At 68.1% G+C, this 23,678-nt stretch carries 23 protein-coding genes and 2 pseudogenes; 13 read left to right on the top strand and 12 right to left on the bottom strand.

The genetic code is table 11. The annotated features are described in order from the left end of the window. Positions 1-5: 5 nt before the first annotated feature. Complete coding sequence (locus tag NS2_RS21100) at positions 6-1,010, bottom strand: Rpn family recombination-promoting nuclease/putative transposase (RefSeq protein ID WP_033089042.1); 1,005 nt, start codon at positions 1,008-1,010, stop codon at positions 6-8. 342 nt (positions 1,011-1,352) lie between these two features. On the opposite strand from NS2_RS21100, the gene NS2_RS21095 reads away from it, so the two are divergent. After that, positions 1,353-2,144 carry an SDR family oxidoreductase gene (locus tag NS2_RS21095; RefSeq protein WP_033089067.1) on the top strand — a complete coding sequence of 264 codons (792 nt, stop codon included), beginning with the start codon at positions 1,353-1,355 and terminating at the stop codon, positions 2,142-2,144. A gap of 24 nt (positions 2,145-2,168) precedes the next feature. Here the strand turns inward: NS2_RS21095 and NS2_RS21090 are convergent, their stop codons facing one another. Beyond that, positions 2,169-3,167, bottom strand: a complete 999-nt coding sequence (locus NS2_RS21090; RefSeq protein WP_033089043.1) for a 1-aminocyclopropane-1-carboxylate deaminase/D-cysteine desulfhydrase — start codon at positions 3,165-3,167, stop codon at positions 2,169-2,171. 114 nt (positions 3,168-3,281) lie between these two features. Here NS2_RS21090 and NS2_RS21085 point away from each other — a divergent pair, with 114 nt between their 5' ends. Together NS2_RS21085 and NS2_RS21080 are read left to right on the top strand one after the other, a co-directional pair. Then, positions 3,282-4,145, top strand: a complete 864-nt coding sequence (locus NS2_RS21085) for an SDR family oxidoreductase (protein WP_033089044.1) — start codon at positions 3,282-3,284, stop codon at positions 4,143-4,145. 35 nt (positions 4,146-4,180) lie between these two features. After that, complete coding sequence (locus NS2_RS21080; protein ID WP_033089045.1) at positions 4,181-5,491, top strand: phytoene desaturase family protein; 1,311 nt, start codon at positions 4,181-4,183, stop codon at positions 5,489-5,491. Between the two features lie 18 nt (positions 5,492-5,509). On the opposite strand, the gene NS2_RS21075 is transcribed toward NS2_RS21080, so the two are convergent. Then, on the bottom strand, positions 5,510-6,157 hold the full coding sequence (locus tag NS2_RS21075; protein ID WP_033089068.1) for a TetR/AcrR family transcriptional regulator: 648 nt from the start codon (positions 6,155-6,157) through the stop codon (positions 5,510-5,512). Positions 6,158-6,227: 70 nt separating this feature from the next. Here NS2_RS21075 and NS2_RS21070 point away from each other — a divergent pair, with 70 nt between their 5' ends. Then, positions 6,228-7,646 (top strand): cytochrome P450, encoded by a 1,419-nt coding sequence (locus NS2_RS21070; protein ID WP_081986066.1) that lies wholly within the window; start codon positions 6,228-6,230, stop codon positions 7,644-7,646. On the opposite strand, the gene NS2_RS21065 is transcribed toward NS2_RS21070, so the two are convergent. Further along, entirely contained in the window at positions 7,647-8,651 is a 1,005-nt protein-coding gene (locus tag NS2_RS21065) for a TY-Chap domain-containing protein (protein WP_033089046.1), read from the bottom strand. A 124-nt stretch (positions 8,652-8,775) separates the two neighbouring features. On the opposite strand from NS2_RS21065, the gene NS2_RS21060 reads away from it, so the two are divergent. Further along, positions 8,776-9,567 (top strand): phosphatidylethanolamine N-methyltransferase family domain-containing protein, encoded by a 792-nt coding sequence (locus tag NS2_RS21060; protein WP_033089047.1) that lies wholly within the window; start codon positions 8,776-8,778, stop codon positions 9,565-9,567. Positions 9,568-9,574: 7 nt separating this feature from the next. Here the strand turns inward: NS2_RS21060 and NS2_RS21055 are convergent, their stop codons facing one another. The 4 genes from NS2_RS21055 to NS2_RS21040 form a co-directional block, all read right to left on the bottom strand. After that, positions 9,575-10,861, bottom strand: coding sequence for a sensor domain-containing diguanylate cyclase (locus tag NS2_RS21055; RefSeq protein ID WP_033089048.1), 1,287 nt, complete (start codon positions 10,859-10,861; stop codon positions 9,575-9,577). An 83-nt stretch (positions 10,862-10,944) separates the two neighbouring features. Continuing rightward, positions 10,945-11,754 (bottom strand): SAM-dependent methyltransferase, encoded by an 810-nt coding sequence (locus tag NS2_RS21050; RefSeq protein ID WP_033089049.1) that lies wholly within the window; start codon positions 11,752-11,754, stop codon positions 10,945-10,947. Between the two features lie 169 nt (positions 11,755-11,923). After that, positions 11,924-12,703 (bottom strand): M50 family metallopeptidase, encoded by a 780-nt coding sequence (locus NS2_RS21045; protein ID WP_063864973.1) that lies wholly within the window; start codon positions 12,701-12,703, stop codon positions 11,924-11,926. Positions 12,704-12,772: 69 nt separating this feature from the next. Continuing rightward, complete coding sequence (locus NS2_RS21040; protein ID WP_063876857.1) at positions 12,773-13,219, bottom strand: response regulator transcription factor; 447 nt, start codon at positions 13,217-13,219, stop codon at positions 12,773-12,775. A gap of 611 nt (positions 13,220-13,830) precedes the next feature. On the opposite strand from NS2_RS21040, the gene NS2_RS21035 reads away from it, so the two are divergent. The 6 genes and pseudogenes from NS2_RS21035 (at position 13,831) to NS2_RS21010 (ending at position 18,659) form a co-directional block, all read left to right on the top strand. Further along, a complete protein-coding gene (locus NS2_RS21035) occupies positions 13,831-14,295 on the top strand; it encodes an AMP-binding protein (protein ID WP_052486638.1) in 465 nt (154 codons plus the stop codon). A gap of 29 nt (positions 14,296-14,324) precedes the next feature. Then, positions 14,325-15,341 (top strand): annotated as a pseudogene (locus NS2_RS38485) (condensation domain-containing protein); the annotation flags it as partial. A 148-nt stretch (positions 15,342-15,489) separates the two neighbouring features. After that, positions 15,490-16,845: an AMP-binding protein gene (locus tag NS2_RS21025; RefSeq protein WP_071344299.1), complete on the top strand. Its 1,356-nt coding sequence runs from the start codon at positions 15,490-15,492 to the stop codon at positions 16,843-16,845. Then, a pseudogene (locus NS2_RS37680) lies at positions 16,763-17,008 on the top strand (phosphopantetheine-binding protein); the annotation flags it as partial. The gene NS2_RS21025 and the pseudogene NS2_RS37680, both read left to right, overlap by 83 nt. Positions 17,009-17,124: 116 nt before the next feature. Then, on the top strand, positions 17,125-17,706 hold the full coding sequence (locus NS2_RS21015; RefSeq protein ID WP_071811943.1) for an SDR family NAD(P)-dependent oxidoreductase: 582 nt from the start codon (positions 17,125-17,127) through the stop codon (positions 17,704-17,706). Positions 17,707-18,071: 365 nt separating this feature from the next. Beyond that, entirely contained in the window at positions 18,072-18,659 is a 588-nt protein-coding gene (locus NS2_RS21010; protein ID WP_425575509.1) for an Rv1733c family protein, read from the top strand. Between the two features lie 80 nt (positions 18,660-18,739). Here the strand turns inward: NS2_RS21010 and NS2_RS21005 are convergent, their stop codons facing one another. From NS2_RS21005 to ligD, 4 genes are all read right to left on the bottom strand, one after another. After that, a complete protein-coding gene (locus NS2_RS21005) occupies positions 18,740-19,657 on the bottom strand; it encodes a 2-hydroxyacid dehydrogenase (protein WP_033089051.1) in 918 nt (305 codons plus the stop codon). A 44-nt stretch (positions 19,658-19,701) separates the two neighbouring features. Then, complete coding sequence (locus NS2_RS36175; protein ID WP_155239674.1) at positions 19,702-19,854, bottom strand: hypothetical protein; 153 nt, start codon at positions 19,852-19,854, stop codon at positions 19,702-19,704. Between the two features lie 47 nt (positions 19,855-19,901). Continuing rightward, a complete protein-coding gene (locus tag NS2_RS21000; RefSeq protein ID WP_033089052.1) occupies positions 19,902-20,369 on the bottom strand; it encodes a LapA family protein in 468 nt (155 codons plus the stop codon). A gap of 87 nt (positions 20,370-20,456) precedes the next feature. Then, positions 20,457-21,380, bottom strand: a complete 924-nt coding sequence (gene ligD / locus NS2_RS20995) for a non-homologous end-joining DNA ligase (protein ID WP_045439606.1) — start codon at positions 21,378-21,380, stop codon at positions 20,457-20,459. Between the two features lie 73 nt (positions 21,381-21,453). On the opposite strand from ligD, the gene NS2_RS20990 reads away from it, so the two are divergent. Then, a complete protein-coding gene (locus NS2_RS20990; protein WP_200885917.1) occupies positions 21,454-22,041 on the top strand; it encodes a pyridoxamine 5'-phosphate oxidase family protein in 588 nt (195 codons plus the stop codon). 153 nt (positions 22,042-22,194) lie between these two features. Beyond that, positions 22,195-23,598: an amino acid permease gene (locus NS2_RS20985; protein ID WP_071344296.1), complete on the top strand. Its 1,404-nt coding sequence runs from the start codon at positions 22,195-22,197 to the stop codon at positions 23,596-23,598. Positions 23,599-23,678: the final 80 nt, after the last annotated feature.

Genomic DNA, 23,678 nt, shown 5'->3' with positions numbered 1-23,678 from the left:
GGACACTAGTGGCCGAAGACCGCTTCGAGGCTGGTAGCTGTGAGAACACGGGCGGCCCAGACTCTCAGTTGCTCGACCTCGCCGGACCGGACAGTCTCGACCGTCGCGGCCGACAGCTCCCCGAACTTCAACCCCAACTGCTCGATCAGGCTCTCAGCGCGTCCCCGAGCCTCGCCCCGAGCTTCACCCCGGGCTTCACCTCGCGCTTCGCCTTCGGCGCGGAGCTGTTCGGCAGTTGTCATCATGACCTCCCGCGCTCGGGGACCGAGCCTATCGATAAGCGGTCCCAGATCGGATTTCCTGGTTTCGCCGACAGTAAGAATGTACGTCACCACGCACTCGAAGTCCGCCTCGCCATCGGGCCCCGCCAGCAGCGCTTCCAGATCGTCGACCAAGGGCAGGAGGTCCGCGCCCAACTGCTTGTTACCTGAGGCGATCTTGAGCAGCACGAACAGGACTCGGGCTGGCGGCGTCAGTCTTCTATCGAGCAATGTCGGCAGTTCGACCTTGGTGAGGTCATCGAGTAGGAAGCGGAATCGCGGCAGATAGTCGCCGATAACCGCACGGGTTGCAGGGTCGATGTCGAGCAACTCGGACAGTTCGGTCGGGACGTTCCAGCGTCGGCCGTCGGGGCTGGCGTGAATGACCAAGGGAACGACGATCGGCAGCGTCTCGAAGTCGGGATGTTCGCGCACGTAGCGATTCCAGATGGCGACCTGATATTCCAGCAATCGGACCGGCATCAGTCGGTCGGGTCGGCTCTGGTGCTCGATGAGCAGATAGACGAAGGCCTCGTGCCCTTCGAGGCGAGTGCGGAACAGCAGGTCGCTGAAGCGCGAACGCAGGTGCTGGGATACGAAGCTGCAGGATTGCAGGGTGAGGTTGTTCCAGTCCAGCCTCGCCGCCAGCTCTTCCGGGAGGACTGCCTGCAACTCGCTGGCCACGTCGGGTGGGCGGGCCAGCACGTGCCGGAAGTATGCGTCGTGCGAATTTGTCGGCGTCTTGGCCACGTCTACGGAAGCTATTCGACAACAACTGTTGTGCAAGTGATTTCGTGCATGGCTGTCCGGAAACGCCTGAAAATCAGGCGATGTCATGCCGTCGTGTTGCGGCTGTCAGGGGCCAGGGCGGCTGCGAGGGCGGAAAGAGTGGGGGCGGTGAGGTTCGTGGGCTCGGGTGTGGCCGCGGTTCAGGATGAGTACGGGCCGACCGGACTTCGCGGCGTGGCGGCCAGGGTGCGGCGGGGCGGGGAGGTGTCGTGGGTCACGTCGTGTCACAACCGCCGGGGGTGCGTCGTCAACTCGGCAGGACGCCATCGAGGCGGCGCGAATACGACGAAGGAGATGGTCATCATGGCGCAGACGGTTCTGGTTACCGGAGGTACGGGCACGTTGGGCAAGTTGGTCACCCCGCTGTTGCGGGAGGCGGGGGTCAGCGTGCGGGTGCTGAGCCGCACCGCGCGGGAGGCGAGGGACGGGATCGAGTATGTGGCCGGGGATCTGCAGACCGGTGTGGGGGTCGGCGCGGCGGTAGCGGGAGTCGACACCGTGCTGCACCTGGCGGGTACGAACAAGGGCGACGGGCAGAAGGCGCAGGCGCTGGTCGACGGCATCCAGGCGGCGGGGGTGTTCCCGCATCTGGTCTTCATCTCGGTGGTCGGCGCGGAGCGCGTCCCGGTGGAGAGCGCCATCGATCGGCAGACCATGGCCTACATGGCCTCGAAGCGGGATGCCGAACTGGTGGTGGAGAATTCGGGCCTGCCGTGGACCACGTTGCGCGCCACCCAGTTCCACGATCTGCTCTTCACCATGGTCTCGGCGCTGGGCCGGATGCCGGTGGTGCCGGTCGTCGATTTCCGGTTCCAGCCCATCGAAGCCGCCGAGGTGGCAGCGCGTCTGGTGGAACTGACGCTGGGTGAGCCCGCGGGTTACGTCGCGGAGATCGGCGGGCCGAAGATCTACACGATGAAGGAACTCGAGCGCAGTTACCTGGCGGCCACCGGCCGTCGCCGCCCGGTGTTCACCATGAAGGCTCCGGGCAAGGCGTCGCGCGCCTACGCGGCGGGCGGCAATCTGACGCCGGATCACGCCGTGGGCGAACGCACCTGGGAGGAATTCCTGGCCGCCAAGCTCGCCACCGCGTGAGCCGATCGGATGCGAAAGCCGGTGTCAGCGCGGTCCGTTGGTATTGAGGTACACCACCGGACCGTCGCCGAACCGGCCGTGCGCGTTCATGTCCAGCAGCGCGGCCATGGCCTTGGCGGTGTACACCGGCTCCAGTGTCATATGCTCCCGATCGGCCGAAAGTGCCTGCGCGGTCGCGGCTTCCGGCATCGGGTGGCCGTAGCCGGGCCCGAGATACTCGGTCACGATCTCGAGATTGCCGGTGGGGGACAGGTTTTCGGGAAGCTGAGCGCCGCGCCTGCGCAGCAGCCGCTCGCAACGCCCGGCCAGCTTGGCCAAGGCCGGTTCGTCAAGTCGCAGAGTGTCATTCACGACCACGCCCACCACCCGGGTCGCGAGCCCGGCCAGCCGCAGCCCCAGCGACAGCCCGGCCGCCGTCCCGCCCGAACCGACGGGAACCACGATATGGCTCGGCTCGGGTAGCTCACCCGAGCGCACCTGCTCGGCCAATTCCAGTGCCGCCTCGACATATCCGAGCGCACCCACCGCCGAGGATCCGCCCGCGGGCAGGAAATACGGCGGCCGCCACCCCGAGAAGCCCCGCGCCAGCAGCCACGGCGCGGACGCGATCGTGCGCGCCTTGGAATGCGTGAAATGCAGCTCCGCCCCCGAGGCCCGCAACCGCTCGAGCTGCGCGGTCACATGCGAGTCCACCGGTTGATCGATCAGTGCCAGAACGGTTTTCACCCCGTGCTCGCGCCCGTACAGCGCGGTCGCCAGCCCCCAGTTGGTGCCCAGCCCGCCCACGGTCACGATCGTCGTCCGATGCTGCCGCAGCGCGTCGGGCAGCAGCCATTCCAGCTTGCGCACCTTGTTGCCGCCCCAGCCGCCGTCGCCGAACACGCTGTCGTCCTTGAGCCAGATATCCGCGCCGACCGTATCCAGCGAGGCCAGCGGCCGGACCGGGGTCGGGCTCTTGCCCAGCGGCACATGGGGCAGGGTCCGCGCGAGTTCAGGATAACGCTGGTGCAGGTGCGGAGTCATCACACCAACCCTATCGATCGACCAGTTCCGCGACGAGTGTGTCGGGCAGCACAAACGCCCCGGCGCGCTACTGCTACTTTTCGAAAGGAACCTAAATTTCGCAAGGAGAGTTTCATGCCTGGTGTAACCGATCGAGTCGTCATTGTCACCGGAGCCGGTGGCGGCCTGGGCCGGGAGTACGCGCTCCTGCTGGCCCGCGAGGGCGCGCAGGTCGTGGTCAACGACCTCGGCGGCGCCCGCGACGGCACCGGGGCCGGACACAATATGGCCGACGCGGTGGTCGAGGAGATTCGCGCGGCCGGCGGCACCGCCGTCGCCAACTACGACAGCGTCGCCACCACCGAGGGCGCGCAGTCGCTCATCCAGACCGCCCTCGACAGCTTCGGCGCGGTGCACGGCGTGGTCAACAACGCGGGCATCCTGCGCGACACCAGCTTCGGCAAGATGACGCCCGAGGCCTTCGAGGCCGTGCAGCGCGTGCACCTGTTCGGCTCGTTCAATGTCACCCACGCCGCCTGGGGCCACTTCCGCGAGCAGGGCTTCGGCCGCATCGTCATGATCACCTCCACCTCCGGCCTCTACGGCAACTTCGGCCAGGCCAATTACGGTGCGGCCAAGCTCGGACTGGTCGGCATGATGAACACCCTTTCCATCGAGGGCCGCAAGTACGACATCAAGGTCAATGCCGTGGCGCCCATCGCCGCCACCCGCATGACCGCCGACATCGCCTCGGCCGAAATGCTCGAGAAGCTGCCGCCCGCCCAGGTCGCCCCGATCGTGGGTTACCTGGTCAGCGAGGACAACCAGGACTCCGGCATGACCTTCGTGGTCGGCGGCGGCGCGGTGCACCGGGTCCAGCTGTTCGCGAACAAGCCCGTCTTGTTCAGTGCGGTCCCGACGCTGGACGAGGTGCGAGAGAATTGGAGTCGTATTACCGATATGTCCGACGCTCAGCCCGGGGTGAACCCAGCGGGGTGATCCCAGCGGGCCGAGCCTGCTCGAGGGGGTTCTCCATGAGCGAGAACAGGTGGGACGCACTGGTTGTCGGAGCCGGGGTGGGCGGGCTGTGCGCGGCCGCCCGGCTCTCCCATCACGGCTACCGGACCCTGGTGGTCGAGCGCCTGGACCGGGTCGGGGGGCGCGCGGCCACCGAGGAACTCGACGGTTTCATCATCAATACCGGTGCGGTGGTCGTCGAGATCGGCGGCATCACCGAACAGACCTTCGAGGAGGTCGGCGCGAAATTCGAAGTGCGCCCGGCGGATCCGCCGATCCTGTACCGGATCAACGGCCGCGACGTGGATGTCAGCACCGGCGGCTGGGGCCTGCTCATCTCGCAGCTGACCCGGCACGGCGCGAACCTGCTCACCGGAATCGGCGCGGCCCGCGAGGACGGCGGGCTGCCCGATCGGGAGCTGTCCACCGCCGACTGGGTGCGCCGATACACCAAAAATGAAGCGGTGCAGGGGATCTTCCGCAACATGTGCGGCTCGATCTGCGCGGTCGGGTCGGAGGAGCTGCCCGCGCGGGTGTTCCTCACCTACTTCACCAACAAGTCCGCGTTCAAGAAGTTCGGCTTCTGCCCGGAGGGCACCATCGGCCTGTGGAAGGCGCTGGCCGAAGTGGTGGAACACAATGGGGGACAGGTCTGGCTGGACAGCGAGGTGCGGCGGCTGCTGGTCGAGGACGATCGGGTCACCGGGGCGCGCGTCCACCGGGGCGATGAAACCGTCGATGTCGCTTGTGCTTTCGCGGTCAGCGATATCGGCCCGTCGGCGACGCTGGATCTCGTCGGCCCCGAGCACTTTCCGTCGGACTACGTCGGCGCCGTGCTGCAACGCGATCTGCCCTGCGCCATGATCTCGGTCAATTTCGCCAGCCGCGAACCCCTGATCACCGCGCCCGGCCTGCTCAGCTTCGCCCGCACCCGGCGGCTGTGCTATGTCGCCAACTTCACCGCCACCTGCCCCGAGATGGCCCCGCCGGGCTGGCACCTCTACGTCGGCACCGGCGTACCCAAACCCTCGGTCGGCGACTTCGATCCCGAGGCCGAAACCGCCCTGGTGCTACAGGATCTGCGCGAGGAGATCCTCGGCTTCGAGCAGACCCGCATCCTGTCCATCGCCGTCACCCGCGACGACTGGCCGCCCCAGCGCGCCGTCGCCGGCTACGACCTGCCGCACGAGACGCCGATCGCCAATCTCTGGAATGTCGGCGACGCGGTCAAGGAGTACGCCAACGGCGGCATCACCGCCTGTTCGGAGACCGCCAAGATCGTCGTCGACGAGATTCTCGCCAGCGGGGTGGGCCATCGCGATTCCTGAACCGCCCGGGCGGGACGCTCAGCCGAGCCGTGCGGTCAGGCTGGGTAGCCGATCGACCATGGCGACCACGTAATCGGCGACGAGATCGATGAGCACCGGCCGCTCGACCTTCAGCCCGCCGTCCAGCCACACCAGGATCAGTTCCGCCGCACCGCCGGTGATCAACTGCGCCAACGTGGTCAGCGCCGTGTCGTCGCCCTCGGGCCGGTTCAGCAGTATCCGCGTCTGCTCGATGAGCAACTCGGCCACCTGCCGCATGCCCTGGAACCGGCGGCGCATGAGCTCCTCGCTGCCGTACGCCTGCGCGAAGGCGATATTCGCGCGCCGCGGATCGTCGGTGACCGCGATGATGAGCGCGGCCACCCCGGCGCGCAGCTTCTCATCGGGACCGCCGGGTGTGTCGGTCATGGCCGCGCGCGCCCGTTCCAGGGCTTCGCCCTGCACCTCGTCGAGCAGAGTCGCCGCCAAAGCGTCCAGATCCGTGAAGGATTCGTAGAAGAAGCGCGGCCCCACCGTGGCCTGCTCGCACACCCCGCGCACCGTCAACGCGGCCAGCCCCTGCGTCCCGACGATCTCGAGGGCCGCGTCCAGCAGTCGCCGCCGCCGCTGCTCGCGGCGCTCATCGGTGGTGGTGCCGCGATAGGTCCCGTTGAAAGCTCGCGTCACCCACACAGCTTCGCACAGAAATCGGGAAACGACCGTTTACGGATATTCTCGTTTCCGCTACCGTTGGTACATGGCTGTACGAAAAGCCGTGGTGAATCACCGAATTCAGTGCCGCGCCGCCGGGGTGCTGGAGCGCTACCCGTCCGTGCCGCGCGCGCTCGCGACCCCGCCGCCGGGTAGCGGGCTCAAACCGGTGATGGGTGATTCCGGCCCGCCCGGCATCGGCCACGTGGTGGCCACCCTCGCCGATCCGCTCAGCTTCGGCCGCGAGCGCATGAAGCTCTTCGGACCGGTGCAGTGGATGGGGATCTTCGGCCGCCAGGTCGTCGGCCTCGGCTCGCCCGCGGCCTTCGAGGAACTGCTGCTCGACCGCAAACACGTCTTCTCCGCGCAGCGGGGCTGGGAATTCCTCATCGGCCCCTTCTTCCGCGGCGGAATCCTGTTGCGCGACTTCGACGATCACACCTACCACCGCCGCATCCTGCAGCAGGCATTCACCCGCCCGCGCCTGATCGGCTACCTCAACCTCACCACCCCGCGCATCGTGCGCGGCGTCGAATCCTGGCGGCCCGCATCGGATTTCCTGCTCTACGACCACGTCAAGCGCATGCTGCTGGAGCAGGCCACCGTGGTCTTCGCTGGCGCGGAACTCGGCCCCGAGGGCACCCGCCTCTCGCGCGCCTTCGAGGACGCCGTGCACGGCGGCGCGGCCATCATCCGCACGAATATTCCCGGGGGAGTGTGGAATCGGGGCCTGCGCGGCCGCCGCCTGCTCGAGGACTACTTCCGCCGCGAACTGCCCGCCAAGCGCGCCGGCGACGGTGAGGATCTGTTCAGCGTGCTCTGCCACGCCGAGACCGAGGACGGCGAATCCTTCACCGACGCCGACATCGTCGACCACATGATCTTCGTGATGATGGCCGCCCACGACACCAGCACCCTCGCCATCTCCATGCTCGCCTACGAACTGGCCCGCCACCCGGACTGGCAGCAGCGCCTGCGCGAGGAATCGCAGGCCCTGGGCAAGCCCACCCTCGACTACGCAGACCTGGACCGGTTGCCGAGCCTGGAGAGGGCCTTCCGCGAAACCCTGCGCATGTACGCCCCGGTCGGCCAGATGGTGCGAGAAGCCCTGGCGGACACCGATATCGCGGGCTACTTCATCCCCAAGGGCACCCTGGTCATGGCCGGACCCTATTCCATGATGCGCAATGCCGAGTACTGGCACGACCCCGACGTCTTCGACCCCGAACGCTTCGATCCCGCTCGCGCCGAAGACAAATCCCACCGCTTCGCCTGGCCCCCCTTCGGCGGTGGCGCGCACAAGTGCATAGGCCGCTACTTCGGCGGCATGACCGTCAAGGCGACCATGCACCAGATGCTGCTCAACTACGGCTGGACCGTCCCGCCCGGCTACCACGTTCCCCTGGTAGCCGGAACGGGCCCCATGCCCGCCGACGGCCTCCCGATCGACCTGCGCCGCCTCTGATCATCTGACGTCGCGGGGGATGCCGAGTTCGATGTCCAGGTAACGGAGTGCAGGGTCGCGCCGCCGCCCGTTGCGGAAGGCACGGAAGACCAGATCCTGCGGATGACCCACGGTGAACACCTCGGTGAAGGTCGCCACCGTGCGCCGCGGCGCACCGCGCAGGTTGGGGTTGAAACCGGCCTTGGCCAGCGGGCCCTCCCAGATGAGCGCCGCGCCGCCGGGGACGCTGTGGGGGGCGAAGCTCCAGCCCAGATCGCGCATGCGGCGGTCGAATTCGCCCGCGCCCAGGCCGGCCACATCCCAGCCGCTGGCCTCGTTGAAAAGCTGGCGGCCGTGCAGGAACTGGACGAAGCACGGGTCGGGGCCCGGGTGCGGGGTGCTCAGGTTGATCACGCCGTCCCACGGCAGCGTGGTCAGTGCCCAGCTCAGGCGCGCCTCGAAATCGGGCCAGTCCGAACAGACCACGGGCGCTTCGCGCTCACTGGGCCGGTCGGCGGGCAGGCCGTAGCTGCCCAGGCCCGGCGCGTCCATGCTCCAGGACGCGAAGCGCAAGCGGCTGCCGTCGAAGCCGAGCCCGTCGCGCAGCACCGTCACCACCGATTCGGCGACGCCGCGGCGTAGGTCCACGGCCTCTCCGCGCTGCCAGCCGGTGCTCCACTCGCGGGCCAGCCGCGGCTGCTGATGCACCCGCTGCATGGCCCGCCACTGCGGATCCGGTGCGGTGGCATCGGATTCCGAGGGCAGCGGCACCGGGTCCCAGGTGCCGTCGGGCTGGGCGCCCAGCACGCCCAGCAGTCGTTCGGCGTCGGCGGCGTCGTCGGGGACTGCCACGATCACCTCGATCTCGGTGCCCTGCTGCGCGAAATGCACTCGGCGGCCGGTGAGTTCGTCACGGACCTGGACGAACCGCGGGTTCCAGCCGAGTCCGGATTCGTCGGCGTCCTCGTCCTCCTCGAGAAAAAACGGCATCCATTCGATCAGCACATCCCATCCCTGCGAACCCACCTTGCCTCCCTCCGGGTGTCCGCCAACCTACCCGCCGGTTACCGGCGCTGGCCATCGGTGGGTACCGGTCGGCACGCCCAGCATGGTAGAACCTGTTCTAGTTTTTTCACATGAAGGACCACGAATGAACTGGTACACCGGCAATACCGTCTACGACACCGTCTTGACGATCGCCTTCGCGTTCGCCGCTTTCGTGCTGATCGGCGGCCTCTTCGGGCAGAGCCCCTACGGCCGCTTCGCCACCACCAAGCTCGGCCTCAATCTCAATCCGAAGCTGGGCTGGTGGCTGATGGAGATTCCGGCCACCGTGGTCTTCGCGGTCGCGTACCTGAGCGGCCCGCACCGTTTCGAGCCGACTTCCCTGGTGCTGGCGGCCATCTGGATTCTGCACTACGGCAACCGGGGCTGGTTCTTCCCCCTCAATATCCGCCAAGTGCCCGGCAAGACCAGCAGTTTCAATGTTTCGGTGCTCGGCATGGGCATGTTCGTGACGGCGCTGCACGGCTACCTCAACGGCGCGCTGTTCAGCCACGACTACCTGGGGCAGTACGGCACGGACTGGCTGACCGACCCCCGCTTCATCGTAGGATCGGTCGTCTACCTGGCCGGTTTCGCCCTGCTGGTCAGCTCCGAGCGCATCGTCCGGAATCTGCGCGACAAGAACAACCCGGGCGCAACCGAATACAAGATTCCCTACGGTCTGGGATTCCGATTCGTCACCAGCCCAACCTATCTCGGCGAGCTGGTCGCTTGGGCGGGTTTCGCCATCCTCACCTGGGCGCTGCCCGGCGTGGTCATATTCCTGATCACCTTCGGCAATCTGGTGCCGCGGGCCTTCGTCACCCACCGCTGGTACCGCGAGAAGTTCGGCGACTACCCGGCCGAGCGAAAGGCACTGGTGCCGTTCGTGATCTAGTGCCGCGCTAGCGCGGCACCGGCCCGCCGCCGTGGCGCAGCGCCTTGTCCCGGTACATGGCGGTGTCCACGGCGTGCATGAGCTCGTCGACTGCGGTGGCGTCGGTATCGACCAGTGCGGTGCCGATGCTCGCGCCCACCCGCACCGACAGCCCGGCCACATCGAACGTATCGCGCAGCGCGGCCAGCAGATTGTCCGCGACGGTCGCCAATTCCTCCCGGCCCGTGCAGCTTTCGACCAGCACGATGAATTCGTCGCCGCCCAGCCGCGCGGCGACCCCGTTGGGCGGCAACGCCATTCGCAGTCGCTGCCCGACCTCGCGCAGCACCTGGTCGCCGGCGGTGTGGCCACGGCGGTCGTTGATCTCCTTGAAGCCGTCCAGATCCAGGTAGCAGACCCCGACCTGCCCGGTGGTGGCGGCGAGCCGGTCGAAGAACAGCAGCCGGTTGGGCAGTCCGGTGAGCGAATCGTGGTGGGCGTCGTACCAGAGCCGGTCGGCCAGCTGCTTGCGGTCGGTGACATCGACGGTGACGCCGATCAGGAAGCGCGGCGCGCCGTCGGTGTCGCGGACGATGGTCATGGACAGGTCGATAATGGTGTGCTGGCCATCGGGTTTGGTGTGGTCGGTCTCGAACCGGAAGCGGTCGATCTCCCCGGACAGCAGGCGCTGGAACAATCCGAACGCCTCGCCGATATTGGCCGGGCCGAGAATGTCGGCCACCGACCGGCCCGGCATGGACGCGGCGGGCACGCCCAGGGTTTCGGCCATGGCGTTATTGACATCGACCACCCGTCCCGTGGTGATGTCGACGGTGCCGATGCCCACCGACGCGCCCTCGAAGATGGCCTGGAAGCGCGCCTCCGACAGATGCCGCCGGGCCTCGGCCTCGCGGGCCGCGGTGAGCGCGGCGTAGAGCGTCGTCTCCTGTTCGGACAGCGCCACATTGCGCAATCCGGCGGTGAATTCGGCCGCGAATTCGGCGGCCAGCTCGATGCCGCGGTGCCGCACGGGCCAGTAGTCCTCGCAATCGGGTTCCGGGCAGACGGTTTCGACCAGGTCCCCGCACAACACCAGTACCGAGCGGTGCACGGCGAGCGGATCGCGGTAGTTGGCGGCCACCAGGGCCGCGGCGGCCTCGCGGGCCACCGACATGTCCGCGCTGCCGCGCACCGCCGCGATCAGGCGATCGCAGAAACCGTCGAGCAGCTCCTCGACCTGGGCCCGGGTGAGCGTGGGCGCGACCGCGCCGTCGAGTGAGTCGGCCCACCGGACCGCCAGCTCACATGCTCCCACCGCTGACCCCCAACCCCTGTCTGCCCTGCCGCATTCGGTCAACCCCGATGTATTTGCCAGGTGCGATAACCCTGACCGTGCGCTCAGGCCTTACGGCCCACACCCGCCAAACCGAGCGAACGGCCCGGCTCCTCATGCTGATCGCGGTCGGATTCCGGCCGCCACAACGGCAATTCCACCACACCGGGTTCGATCGGGTCCCACTTGCCGAACAGCGCGGTGATCTCCTCGCGGGAGCGGAACTGCAATCCGATCCGGCTCACCTTGGCCGAATTGTTCTGCAGTTTCGCGGCATCGTCGGGGCGGCTCGCCGAAGTCAGATGGGAGATGGCCACGTAGCTGCCCACCGGAACCGCGTCGTAGAGCGCGTTCACCTTCTCGACCGGTGCGTCGGCATCGCTGGCGAGGTGCAGGACCGCGATGAGCAGCACGCCGACCGGCTGGTCGAAATCGATGACGCCGGTGGCCCGTGCCTGTTCCAGCAGGGCCGCGGGCGCGCGCAGATCCGCCTCGATGGCCGCGGCGCGATCATTGCCGCGCAGAATCGCACGGGCATGCGCGACGGCGACCGGATCGATATCGGCGTAGAGCACCCGGCACTCCGGATCGATGGCCTGCGCGACCTCGTGCACATTGCCCGCGGTCGGCACACCCGAGCCGATATCGAGGAACTGCCGCACCCCCGAATCCACCAGGAACCGCACCGCGCGGCGCAGGAACGCGCGATTGCTCAGGGCCAGCCGGGGCAGATCCGGGACCAGCTTCTTGGCCTGCTCGGCGGCTTGGCGATCGACCTCGAAATTGTGCGAGCCACCCAACAGCGCGTCGTACATGCGCGCGGGACTGGGCCGGTTCATGTCCACGCCCTCCGGGGCCCATGCCGGTCGTTCCATCCCGAAACCCTCCTGCCGCAACGATCGAACGCCCGCCCTCGGTCGAGGCGGGCCGAGATCCGGGCAAATCCGGTGTTCGTGATCACCCGGACGGTGCATACCGAATGTTAGTCGGCATTCACCAGAAGCCTTGCAGCGATACCGGTCTCGCCCCGAGGTGGGGCAATGCTCACCGTGCGGCGACTGCCGCGCAGGTGCTGTGGGTGAGCGGCGGCACGCAGATCCCCGACACATCGGCCAGCAGCAGCCGCCCGCCGAAGACCAGCGAGCACAGCGCGATCGCGCCGAAGACCAGCACCCACAGCAGGCCCGGGATATGGGTCAGGCGCGCGAGCTGATCGGCATCGGAATTGGGCTCGTGCGCCCGATTGCGCTGGAGTTCGATCACCGGCCGCACCGCCGCCAGCAGCAGGAACCAGGCCGCCGCGTAGGCCAGCGCGGCCTGGGCGGTGTCGCTGCCGAACCACGACACCGCGAACACCACGCCGCCGGTCACCAGGATCGACAGCAGGCCGTACCAGTTGCGGACCTTCAGCAGCAGCACCAGCAGCAGCGCGATGGTCAGCCACAGCATGAGCGTGATCCGATGCGCGCCCAGCAGCGCTGCGTAGCCCAGGCCCAGCAACGCGGGCGCGGGGTAGCCCGCGGCCATCGTCAGGATCATCCCCAGCCCATAGGGTTTCCCGCTGGAGACGGTGAGACCGGAAGTGTCGGAATGCAATCGGATGGAATTGAGCCGCCGCCCGGTCAGCAGCGCGGTGAACGCGTGCCCGCCCTCGTGCGCGATGGTCACCGCGTTGCGCAGGATCCGCCAGGTCGGGTGGAAGACCACCAGCGCCAGCGCCAGCACACCGGTGCCGACCACAATTTGCCATGGCGGCGCGGCCTGTGTGGTCGAGAGCCGATCCATGATCGTGCCGCCGCGCTGAACGAACTCCGCTGTATCCACCGCCGCACCCTATCGACTCCGGCCGAGAGCGACCACAGCTCGCGGGAGCGCCCGAAGGGTGGCGACGGATCAGGCCGCGGCGCTGGGCGCCGGTTTCGTGGTGGCGGAGCCGGGCGGCGCGATCGCCTGCCGGTCTTCCTGGAGCAGGGTCGAGATGCGATCCAGCAGTTCCCGGGTGTGCACGGGCAGGCGCAGGCAGTCCGACGCGCCCTCGGCCCGCAGGGCCTCGGCGAGATCGGGGTCGTGGTCGGTGCTCAGGACGATGATCGGCACGGCGGTGCGCGCCCGCAGTTCCCGGCACATGTCCTCGGCGGCCACATCGGGCAGCGACCCGGCCAGCAGGATCACATCGGGACCGATGCCGGCGTGCGCGCGCAGCGCCTGCCGACCGCTGGTGTGCTGGAACGCCCGGTGGCCGGCGGTGGTCAGCACGAGCATCATGATTTCGGCGATCGCCGGATTGCTCTCGATGACCCGCACCTTCGCGGGCGCGCATTCAGCTGTAGAGACATTCATGTGCGGACCTCCGCTCGGCTGGATCCCCCGACCCGTGCCGTCAACCGTCGAGCGAAACAATCGGCACCTTGGTCCGTGTATCGAACCGCGTGCCCGATGTGTTATCGACGGAACCCGACGTTATCCCGCAATCGTGCGTTTGTGCCAGCAGGATGTGACATATAGCGGAACGATTGCTGAGTCTTTTCGGGTTTGATACCGGAGTTTACCTCTTCGATACATCGGATTCCATGGTTCGGCATTGTTCGGTGCCGGATGTTTTCGAGTGTGGACACTGGCCGGTGTGCCCACGGATCCGGATCTGCCAACCGGGTTTGCGGGCGGTTACGGTGGATTGAGTAATGCGCTTCGAAAGAGATTCGGCGGCATTACATTTCGCGGATGTGGTCCCACCCGTAGACCCGTGATCCGCGGCAAAACCCCAGTTGACACCCCTTGCTCTGGGTATTTCACGGTCCGGGAGCGATTCTCGCCCGATGTCGTGCGAAATCGCTTGCCGGATCCTCGAATCGCACCGCGGTAATTCCGCTCTCATGCCGAACGACTCGGGAGGATTCATTCAGGTGTCCGCCACCACATTCTATGTGCCGAAGACTGCCTTGTCTGTACCGATGACGATATTGCCCGCTCCGACCGGCACGCTGGCCGGTCGCCGGGAAGCGGTTCTCACGTATCTGGAAGGTCTTTCCTATCGCGATCGCGTTGTCGCGTCCGACGGCCGGTTCGAGCTGAATTTCGCCGAGCTCGAGCGCTGGTCGAATCGGCTGGCCCGCATGCTCGTGCGGCTGGGGGCGACACCGGGCTGCCTGGTCGGGCTGGCCGCGGTGCCCGAATTCGAGGCGGTCGCGGTCCGGCACGCGCTGGCCAAGATCGGGGCGGCCGCAGACTCGGTCGAGGCCGGGGTGTTCACGCCCACGGCCGCGGTGGGGGTGACCGTGCGGGCTCGGCGCGGCGGGCTGACCGATGCCGTCGGCTGGCTGGTGCTCGACGACGGGGCGGCGCTGCGGCAGTACCTGAGCACCTCCGGCGCGCCGCTGACCACGGCCGAACTCGGCCGCGACCACCGCGCGAGCTGAACGAACCCATCCGAAGCAGACAGACAACCATGCCCCGATCCGCCCCAGCACAGACGGCCCCGGCCACCGGCGCGTTCGAGCTGTCGGCCGCACAGCGCGGCCTGTGGTTCGCCCAGCAGGTCGCCGGTGCGGTCTCCGTCTCCATCGCCCAATACGCCGAAATCGCCGGTGCGGTCGATATCGAGGTGCTGACGCGGGCCGTGCGGCAGTCCGGGCGTGAGTTCGGCAGCGGTGAGCTACGGCTCATCGAAACCGGCGGGGTGCCTCGGCAATTGGTCGATCCGGGCTTGGAGATCGAGGTCGGGATCGTCGATCTGCGCGGGGAATCCGACCCGCCCGAGGCGGCCCGCGCCTGGATGCGGGCCGAGTACTCGACCCCGGTGGATCTGTACGCGGATCGGCTCGTCCGGGTGGCGCTGCTGCGGCTGGGCGGGCAGTCGTGGTTCCTGTATTCGCGGATGCATCACATCGTCATCGACGGCACCGGCGCCATGACGATGATGCAGCGCACCAGCGAGATCTACGACGCGATTCGCGCCGGGGAAGTGCTGCCGCCCGCGCGGGCGGCAGCACTGCCGGGAATCGTGAACGACGATCTCGCCTACCGGGATTCGACCCGTATGCGGGCGGACCGGGAGTACTGGCACGACCATCTCGCCGGGCTCGCCGAACCGGTGACGTTGGCCGGGCGCACCGGCGGCTCGGCCGCGCAGCCGATCCTCGTCTCCGCCGAATTGCCCTCGGCCACGGTGGAATTGCTGGATCGGACGGCCGCGGAGGAGTCGAGCAGTATCGCGCCGATCGTGGTCGCCGCCTTCGCGGCGTATCTGGGCGCCATGACCGATGCGCGGGAAGTGACCCTGGGCCTGCCGGTTTCGGGCCGGACCACCGCGACGCTGCGCCGCTCCGGCGGCATGGTCGCCAATGTGGTGCCGCTGCGGCTGCGCCGGGATCCCGGAATGACGGTCGGCGGGGTGCTCGCCGCCACCGGGCGTGAGCTGACCGGCGCGCTGCGGCGGCAGCGGTACCGGCAGGAGGACATCTTCCGCGACCTGGGCCACAGCATGGACATCGCCACCTCCTTCGGGCCGACGGTGAATCTCATGGTGTTCGACAACCGGATCCACCTCGGACCGGTGGTCGGACGGTTGCACGTGCTCACCTCGGGACTGATCGACGACCCTGTTCGTCCATGTGTATCCGGGCGTGGGCGGGCAGAGCACCCACCTGGACCTGCAGGCGAACCCGAATCTCTACACCGAAGCCGAACTGGCCGCGCACCACGGGCGGTTTCTGGCCTTCCTGCATCGCTTCCTGGCGGCCGGCACGGGCACCGCGCTGGTGCGGGTACCGGTCATCGACGCCGCCGAGCGCCGGGCGCTGGCACCGGTGCGGGGCGCGGACTCGGTGCCACCGCGAACCCTGCCCGAAATCCTTTCCGGCGCGGTGACTTCCGACCCAGGTGCGATCGCGCTGATCTGCGGGGACCGGCGGCTCGATTACGCCGAGCTGGATGCCCGGTCGAACCGGCTGGTACGAGAGTTGTTGCGCCGGGGCGTCGGTCGCGAGCAGTTCGTGGTGCTGGCCCTACCCCGCTCGATCGAATCGCTCATCGCGCTGTGGGCGGTCGCCAAGACCGGTGCGGCGTTCCTGCCGATGGACCCCGACCATCCGCTCGATCGCATCGAGCACGTGCTCTTCGACTCTCGGGCCGCACTCGGAATCGCCGTGCGCGACAGCGCATCCCGGCTACCGGGGCTGATCGACTGGCGGGTGCTGGATGATCCCGGCACCATGCGACGCGTGAACTCCGAACCGGCGACCCCGGTGTCGGATCTTGAGCGGGGCGGCCGGGTCCTGCCGGAGCAGATCGCGTACGTGATCTACACCTCCGGTTCGACCGGGAAACCCAAGGCCGCCCTGCTCGATCACCGCGGACTCGCGAATTTCCTTGCCGAGCACCGGGAGACCATGCGCCTGGACCAAGAGGCGCGGGTGCTGCATGTGGCCTCACCCAGCTTCGACGCCTCGATCCTGGAGGCGCTGTTCGTCTTCGGCTGCGGCGGCACCCTGATCGTCGCACCGCCGGATGCCTACAGCGGTGCGGCACTGGAGGAGCTGCTGCGCGAACAGCGGGTCACCCGCGCCTTGATCACGCCGTCGGTGCTGGCCAGCATGCGTCCGGATGATCTGCCGGAGCTGCGGACGCTGGCGGTCGGCGGCGAGGCGGTGGGTGCGGAACTCGTGGCGCACTGGGCTCCGGGCCGACGCCTGGTGAATCTGTACGGTCCGACCGAAACAACCATCGTCGCAACGAGATTCGCCGAGTTGCGGCCGGACGTGCCGATCACCCTGGGCGGCCCGGTGTGCGGGTTCTCGTTGCTGGTGCTCGACAGCTGGCTGCGGCCGGTGCCGCCGGGCGCGACGGGTGAGCTGTATCTGGCCGGTCCGGCGCTGGCCCGCGGCAGTGGTCGTGCTGGACGCCATTTCGCTGACCCCGGTGGGCAAGCTGGACCGCCGGGCCCTGCCCGCTCCCGTATTCGCCGATGACAGCGCCGAATACCGGGCACCGGGAACCCCGCCCGAGCACACGCTGGCCGGTTTGTTCGCCGACCTGCTGGGCCGCGACCGGGTCGGCGTGGACGACTCGTTCTTCGCCCTCGGCGGTGACAGCATCAGCGCCCTGCAACTGGTCGCCCGCGCCCGCTCGGCCGGACTCGCGTTCAGCGCCCGAGATGTCTTCGACCACAAGACCATCGCGGGACTGGCCGCCGTCGCCGCCGTCACACCCGAAATCGCCGCGCCCATCGAGCCTTTCGCCCTGGTCACTTGGCCGGAGGCCGAGATTCAGCGCTGGCAACAGCAGCGACCGGGACTGATCGACGTTCGGCCACTGTCACCGCTGCAACACGGCATGTACTTCCACACAGCGCCGCGCTCACCGCGGCCCTCGAAGCTGCCGCTACCCGTTTCGGCCGCATCGATGTGCTGGAGTTCTCGCCGCACGCCGGCCTCGTAATGGTCAACCCGGCCGAAGTGCGTGCCGAAAACCTGCAGGAACAGCTCGACGTGATCCTGCATGGTGCCGTCGCCGCAACCCGAGCGGTGCTGCTTGCCATGTTGGCGGCCAAGAGCGGCACGCTGCTCTTCAGCATGGGCGGAGGCGCGATCAACCCCTACCCGATGCTGGCCACCACCAACATTGCCCAGGCCGGCCTGCGGAACTGGGTCCACAACCTCCACAACACCCTGGGCTCCGAGGGTGTGCTGGCCGCGACCGTCGTCATCAACCTCCTGCCCTTCGCCGAGGCTCCCGAAGGCGTGCCGCATCGCGCCCCCGACGAGATCGCTCTCGAATTCTGGAACATCCACGCCGACCGCGATCGGGTCGAGCACGTGGTGAACGCCTGACCTGACCGGCGCCTCCGACGCAGGCGGTCATCGCTGGACGACGTTGCCGACCGCCCTTGCGCAAAGTGACGGTTTCACCACTGCCGCAGGTGGATTCACGTCTTCGGGCTACCTCGCCGACTACCTTGAAGCCATCGTCGCGGTAGTACCGGGCCTTGGCGCCAGTCTCGAACCCATCGTCGCGCGGAGGTCAGCAGCGGGCGTTGCGACTGGCGAAACGTGAGCACAGTGTGGATCCGGAGGCCGCGTAACGCACTCGCAACGCTGTGACCTTGACGTTCCCCCGGTTCGAGGCGTATCAGATTGGGTACAGCTACCGATGTAGCCGGTACGGCGACGCGTGGAGAGAGGCGGTCCAGGTGTCGATGCGTCCTTCGTTGCCGACACGCCTGTGGCGTGTGCGGCCCTGGAACCCCAATCCGCTGATGCGTGTCTCGGATCGGGCCGAGGTGGTGCTGCGGGCGGTGGCGGTGATCGTGGTGGCCGCGGCGGTGCCCGTCGCGGGGGCCATCGGGACCGTGAGCTACACCGGTGCGCAAGCGCGGATCGCGGCGCAGGACGCGGGGAAGACCAAGGTCACGGCCGTGTCGACCGCGGATGCGGTGCGGCAGCCCGATCCCGACCATTACGCGGGGCACGAGCGGTATCAGGCTGCCGTGCAATGGAGTATCGACGGCAAGACCGCCACGGCCACCGTGGATGTCGTCGGGCCGCAGGCCGCGGGGGCTGCGGTGACGCTGTGGGTCAAGGACGGGCAGCCGACGCTGGCCCCGGCCCGGCCGGGCGCGGCGGCCGCCGAGGGGATCGGCACCGGGCTCGCGGTGCTGGTCGAATCCTGGTGTGCGGCAGCGGCGACGGTGTGGTTCACCGGCACGGTGTTCGACGCCCGGCGATATTCCCGCTGGGAGCGGGAATGGCGGGGGATCAACAGACCCATCGGCAAGGATTTATAGCAACTCTCGTAACTCTCGGGGGCTTAGCCCCGAAGCCCCCCGAGATGCTGAGGGCTGCGCCCGAACCCCGCAGGGGGTCTTCAGTATTCGCCGTGGACCAGGTTCTTCGGCGGTTCGCCCGCGAGGTAGCGCGCGATCTCCGCGGTGGCAATCGCCCAGCCGCGCTTCAGATTTCCATTGCTGCTGCCTCCGACATGCGGGGTGAGCAGCAGGCCGGGGGCATCCCACAGGGGGTGGTCGGCGGGCAGCGGCTCGGGATCGGTGACGTCGAGAACGGCGCGCAGGCGGCCGGATTCGAGTTCGGCCAGCAGGTCGTCGGTGCGGACGACCGGGCCGCGGGCGGCATTGACCAGGATGGCGTTGTCGGGCATCCGGGACAGGAACTCGGCGTCCACCATGCCGATGGTCGACGAGGTGACCGGGACCATGAGCACCGCCGCGTCGAAATGTGGCAGCAGGGTGGGGATTTCGTCGACGCCGTGCACACCCTCGCGGGCATAGGTGCCGACCAGTTCGACGGTGGTGTCGAAAGGCAGCAGCATGCGCTGGAGTTCGGTGGCCAGATCGCCCGCGCCGATGATCAGGATGCGCTTGCCGTGCAGGGTGTCGGTGCGATGCTGGGTCCAGCGGTGCTCGCGCTGCGCGATCGCGAAGCCGGTGAATTCGCGGTAGACGCTGAGCAATCCGGTGATGGTCCACTCCGCGGTGCTCGCGCCGTGCGCGCCGCGGCCGGTGGAGATCATGACGTCGCCGGGCAGCTTGCCGACCCACGCCTCCGCGCCCGCGGTGAGCAACTGCACCAGCCGCAGTTTCGGCAGCGACCGCGCCAGCTCGATGTGTTCGGGGCCGCCCGCCAGGAAGGTGGGCACCAGTACCTCCGCCGCGTCGGCCCCGGCCGGCAGCGGTTCGCCGAGGGTGTAGCGCAGCGGGCACGCGCCCTCGAGCCGCGAGACCGCCTCGAATCCATGGTTGTCCGGAACCAGCACCGTCACCGTCATGACAGCGACGCTAGCCGACCGGCGCGGGGCGCCGGTCGGTCCCGTCAATATCGGGGATGGGCGAGGTAGCGGGCGGGCGCGCCGAGCAGCCAGCGGATCAGGGCGGCGGTCAGCACGAGGATGCCGAGGGAGGTCAGTGCCGGGGTGGCGATGAGCCAGCCGGCGTCGATCAGCGCGAGGCCGAGCACGGCGAGCATGCGATGTCCTCTGTGGACCGGGATCCGACTCCTCGGCGACCGCGGTCCTATTTGGCGACGGATTCGGTTTTTGCGGGCGCGCCCGGACGCTTCCGGAACGGATTGACCGACCAGTTCGGCCGCGGGAACTGCCGTTGCGGCGGCTTGGTCATCGGAACCACCGGCTGCCGGGGCGAATCCACGCTACGCGCAGGCTCGGCCACCGATACAGGTTTCGCGAGTTCCTTTCGCGCCGCCGCCATTTCGCGCCGGGACTGCCGCAGCTCGCGCCGCGCCAGCACGCCACGCCGGGATGTGGTCCAGGCACCGGCCAGCAACAGGATGAAACCCGCCGTGCCGACCGCGCCCACCAGAATCCCGTAGGCGAACAACAATCCGGATGACCCGCCGTAGGTATGGTCGAAAACGGTGAAACCGCTGGGTAATGCGTGCTCCCCACCGCTGTTGGCCTGAACCCCGGCCACCCCCACGGTCACAGCACCCAGCAGAGCGATGAGCCCGATGATTGTGAACATATAACGGGCATGCCCCCTGCCGCGCGGGTCAAACCCCCAGGACGGCGGGTTGTCCGCATGTCCCGGCGGTTCGATCGCCGACACGCGTCAACGGTCGTCCGGCAACGTGACCTCGCGCGGGGTCTTGTCGGCACGCAGGCCGCGCCACGACGGATGGCGCAGGCGGCCGTCGGTGGTCCAATCGGAGTAGCTCACCTCGCCGACGAGCTCGGGCTCCACCCAGACCGCGTCCGGGACGGGGGCGGCGACGGTGGGCGTATGTCGTTGCAGCGGCTCGAGTTTCGCGGCCAGGGCGTCGAGGGTGGCGCGGGTGAAACCGGTGCCGACATTACCGATGTAGGTGAGCGGCCCGGTGGCGTCGTGGACGGCCATCAGCAGCGAGCCGATGTGACCGGCGCGCGCGCCGCTGCCGGGACGCCAGCCGACGATCACTATCTCCTGGTCCCGGATGTTCTTGACCTTGATCCAGCGCGGGCTGCGGCGGCCCGGCTGGTAGGTGCTGTCGAGGCGTTTGCAGATGATGCCCTCCAGGCCGAGGCGTCGCGATTGCTCCAGAACCGCTGTGCCGGGGCCGTTCAGGCGCGGCGGGGTCTGCCAGTGCGGGCCGTGCGGGGCGAGTTGCTCGAGGAGTTGGCGGCGCTGCTCGTAGGGCAGGTTGATCAGGGGGCGGTCGCCGATGTGCAGCAGGTCGAAGATCATGTAGGTGGCCGGGGTGGCGGCGGCCAGGGCGGCGATGGTGGCCGGATTGCGCTGGTGCATGCGGGGTTGCAGGGCCGCGAAGGAGGAGCGCCCGTCGGGGGCGAACGCCACGATCTCGCCGTCGACGACGAACGGGGGATCCGACGGGGCGAGCCCGGCCAGCTCCGGCCAGGCCGCGGTGATGTTCCTGTCGTTGCGCGACAGCAGCCGCAGCTCCTCGCCGATGTATCCGATGGCGCGGATGCCGTCGAATTTGACCTCGTAGCTCCACTGGGCGTCGTCGCCGGGGACGATCCCGGCCGTGGCCAGCATCGGGGCATAGTGCGGTAGCCCGCTCACCTCCGTCTCGCCGCCATCGCCGGTCCTCTCGCGAACTCGAACGCAGTTGCTCGACAGTCGCTCGAATAATACCGATCGGTTTGTTGCATTGGTGGAGGCGGCGACACCGCCCGGGGCGGCGGCCGTTCCCGGCGGCGATCGTCGGGGCGGTGCTGGGAGTGAACCACCGGATGCGGCAAGGCAATTGGCGAATTTCGTCACGATCGACCACAATCGGAGAATGGGCGGCGTTGGGGCACGAAAGCTGCGCGAGCTCTCGGCTGCCGATTCACTGAAACGGCTGGCGAGCGCGCAATACGGACGAATTGTCTACTCGCGCCGGGGACTTCCGATCATCCGGCCGGTCAACCACATTGTGGAAGAGGACATCGTCGTGGTGCGCGCGCACCTGGGCGCAAGCCTGTTGCGGGGTGACGGCCAGGTGGTGGCCTACGAGGCCGACTTCTTCGACGAGCACACCCGGCAGGGCTGGAGCGTCATCGTCACCGGCGTCGCCCGCGTGGTCATGGACCCCGACCAGGTACAGCGCTACGAAACCCTGCTGGACCCCTGGATCAATCTGCCGATGGACCACATCATCCGGATCGAGACCGAAGTCGTCACCGGCCTGGAACTGATCGACGAAGCGGGCTGATCCGCGCGTCGGTGACGGTGACCGCCAATACCTCTCCGGTAGCGTGACACGCCGTTGGACCGAACCCGGCAATCCGTCGGCAAGTTCGGGGCGGCCGCATTCCTGCGATCACGACTGGCGGGTGTGTGGCCGTACGCACGTGGAAGGATATGCATGACCGCCTCGGAAAGGCAGCTACCCGACACCGGTGCCGCGCTCGCGGACGACGAGGGGTATGCGCGCGGACTGTCGCCGCGCACGATTCAGATGATCGCCATCGGGGGTGCGATCGGGACCGGCCTGTTCTATGGCGCGGGCGGCGCGATCCAGAAGGCGGGCCCCGCGCTCATCCTGTGCTACCTGGCCGCGGGCCTCGCGATCTTCGTGATCATGCGGGCGCTGGGGGAGCTGCTCACCTATCGGCCGGTCACCGGCAGCTTCGCCGAATACGCGAACGAGTTCCTGGGCCGCTTCGCCGGATTCGCTACCGGTTGGACGTATTGGGCGGTCTGGGTGGCCACCTGCATGGCCGAGATCACCGTGGCCGGAAAATACGTGCAGTACTGGTTCGACATCCCGCAGTGGGTGACCGCGCTGGTCGTACTCGGCATCATGTTCATCGCCAACCTGGTGTCGGTGCGACTGTTCGGCGAGGGCGAATTCTGGTTCTCCGCCATCAAGGTCACCGCAATCCTGGCCATGATCGTGATCGGCGTCGGCGTGCTGATCTTCCACTTCGGCCACGCCGCCAACCCGACCGTCACCAACCTCTGGAACGACGGCGGCGTATTCCCCAACGGCTTCGGCCAGGCACTGCTGGCCCTGCAGATCGTGGTATTCGCCTACGTCGGTGTGGAATTGGTCGGCGTCACCGCCGGCGAGGCCCGCGACCCCAAACGCACCCTGCGCAAGGCCATCAACACCCTGCCCTTCCGCATCGGCCTGTTCTACATCGGTGCCCTCATCGTCATCATGTCGGTCTCGAGCTGGCGCTCCTTCCACGCCGGCCGCAGCCCCTTCGTCGAAGTCTTCGAACAGATCGGCATCCCCGGCGCCGCGGGCATCATCAATTTCGTCCTCCTGACCGCCGCCCTCTCCTCCTGCAACTCCGGCATCTACTCCACCGGCCGCATGCTCCGCAGCCTCGCCCAGCGCGAAGAGGCCCCCGCCGCCCTCGGCGCACTGAGCCCCCGCTCGGTCCCCGCCGTCGGCATCGCCGTCTCCGCCGCCGTCATGGTCATCGGCGTAGCCGTCAACTACTTCTCCCCCGACAAGGCCTTCGGCTACATCACCTCGGTCTCCACCATGGGCATCATCTTCGTCTGGGGCATGATCCTGGTCTGCCACCTGATCTACCGCCGCCGCGTCAACCAAGGCACCCTCCCCGCCAGCGACTACCGCCTCCCCGGCGCCCCCTTCACCACCGCCCTGGCCCTGACCTTCCTGGCCCTGGTAGTGGCCCTGCTGTTCTTCACCGAAGACGGCCGCAGCGCCCTCGCAGTCGGCCTGGTCTGGGCAATCCTGGTCTGCGCGGGCTACCCCCTGCTCTCCCGCAAACACGCGGAAACCACCGCCTGACAGCAGCCTTCCCGCAAGCCCGACCAATCTGGTGGATGAGGTGGCGATCCCGGATCCGGTGTGGAAGTTGGAACCGGGGC

This window comes from Nocardia seriolae NBRC 15557 (genome assembly GCF_007990715.1).
In the GTDB taxonomy this organism is placed as follows: Bacteria; Actinomycetota; Actinomycetes; order Mycobacteriales; family Mycobacteriaceae; genus Nocardia; species Nocardia seriolae.
The sequence above is the reverse complement of the archived record's forward strand: the minus strand, read 5'-3'. Positions and strand labels throughout refer to the sequence as shown.

What these genes read in the sequence shown, in the direction of transcription:
- NS2_RS21095 (WP_033089067.1), top strand. Translation starts at nt 1,353, where the DNA reads ATGGCGCAGACGGTTCTGGTTACCGGAGGTACGGGCACGTTGGGCAAG.
- NS2_RS21090 (WP_033089043.1), bottom strand. Translation starts at nt 3,167, where the DNA reads ATGACTCCGCACCTGCACCAGCGTTATCCTGAACTCGCGCGGACCCTG.
- NS2_RS21085 (WP_033089044.1), top strand. Translation starts at nt 3,282, where the DNA reads ATGCCTGGTGTAACCGATCGAGTCGTCATTGTCACCGGAGCCGGTGGC.
- NS2_RS21080 (WP_033089045.1), top strand. Translation starts at nt 4,181, where the DNA reads ATGAGCGAGAACAGGTGGGACGCACTGGTTGTCGGAGCCGGGGTGGGC.
- NS2_RS21070 (WP_081986066.1), top strand. Translation starts at nt 6,228, where the DNA reads ATGGCTGTACGAAAAGCCGTGGTGAATCACCGAATTCAGTGCCGCGCC.
- NS2_RS21060 (WP_033089047.1), top strand. Translation starts at nt 8,776, where the DNA reads ATGAACTGGTACACCGGCAATACCGTCTACGACACCGTCTTGACGATC.
- NS2_RS21050 (WP_033089049.1), bottom strand. Translation starts at nt 11,754, where the DNA reads ATGGAACGACCGGCATGGGCCCCGGAGGGCGTGGACATGAACCGGCCC.
- NS2_RS21040 (WP_063876857.1), bottom strand. Translation starts at nt 13,219, where the DNA reads ATGAATGTCTCTACAGCTGAATGCGCGCCCGCGAAGGTGCGGGTCATC.
- NS2_RS21035 (WP_052486638.1), top strand. Translation starts at nt 13,831, where the DNA reads ATGACGATATTGCCCGCTCCGACCGGCACGCTGGCCGGTCGCCGGGAA.
- NS2_RS21010 (WP_425575509.1), top strand. Translation starts at nt 18,072, where the DNA reads ATGCGTCCTTCGTTGCCGACACGCCTGTGGCGTGTGCGGCCCTGGAAC.
- NS2_RS21005 (WP_033089051.1), bottom strand. Translation starts at nt 19,657, where the DNA reads ATGACGGTGACGGTGCTGGTTCCGGACAACCATGGATTCGAGGCGGTC.
- NS2_RS36175 (WP_155239674.1), bottom strand. Translation starts at nt 19,854, where the DNA reads ATGCTCGCCGTGCTCGGCCTCGCGCTGATCGACGCCGGCTGGCTCATC.
- NS2_RS21000 (WP_033089052.1), bottom strand. Translation starts at nt 20,369, where the DNA reads ATGTTCACAATCATCGGGCTCATCGCTCTGCTGGGTGCTGTGACCGTG.
- ligD (WP_045439606.1), bottom strand. Translation starts at nt 21,380, where the DNA reads ATGCTGGCCACGGCCGGGATCGTCCCCGGCGACGACGCCCAGTGGAGC.
- NS2_RS20985 (WP_071344296.1), top strand. Translation starts at nt 22,195, where the DNA reads ATGACCGCCTCGGAAAGGCAGCTACCCGACACCGGTGCCGCGCTCGCG.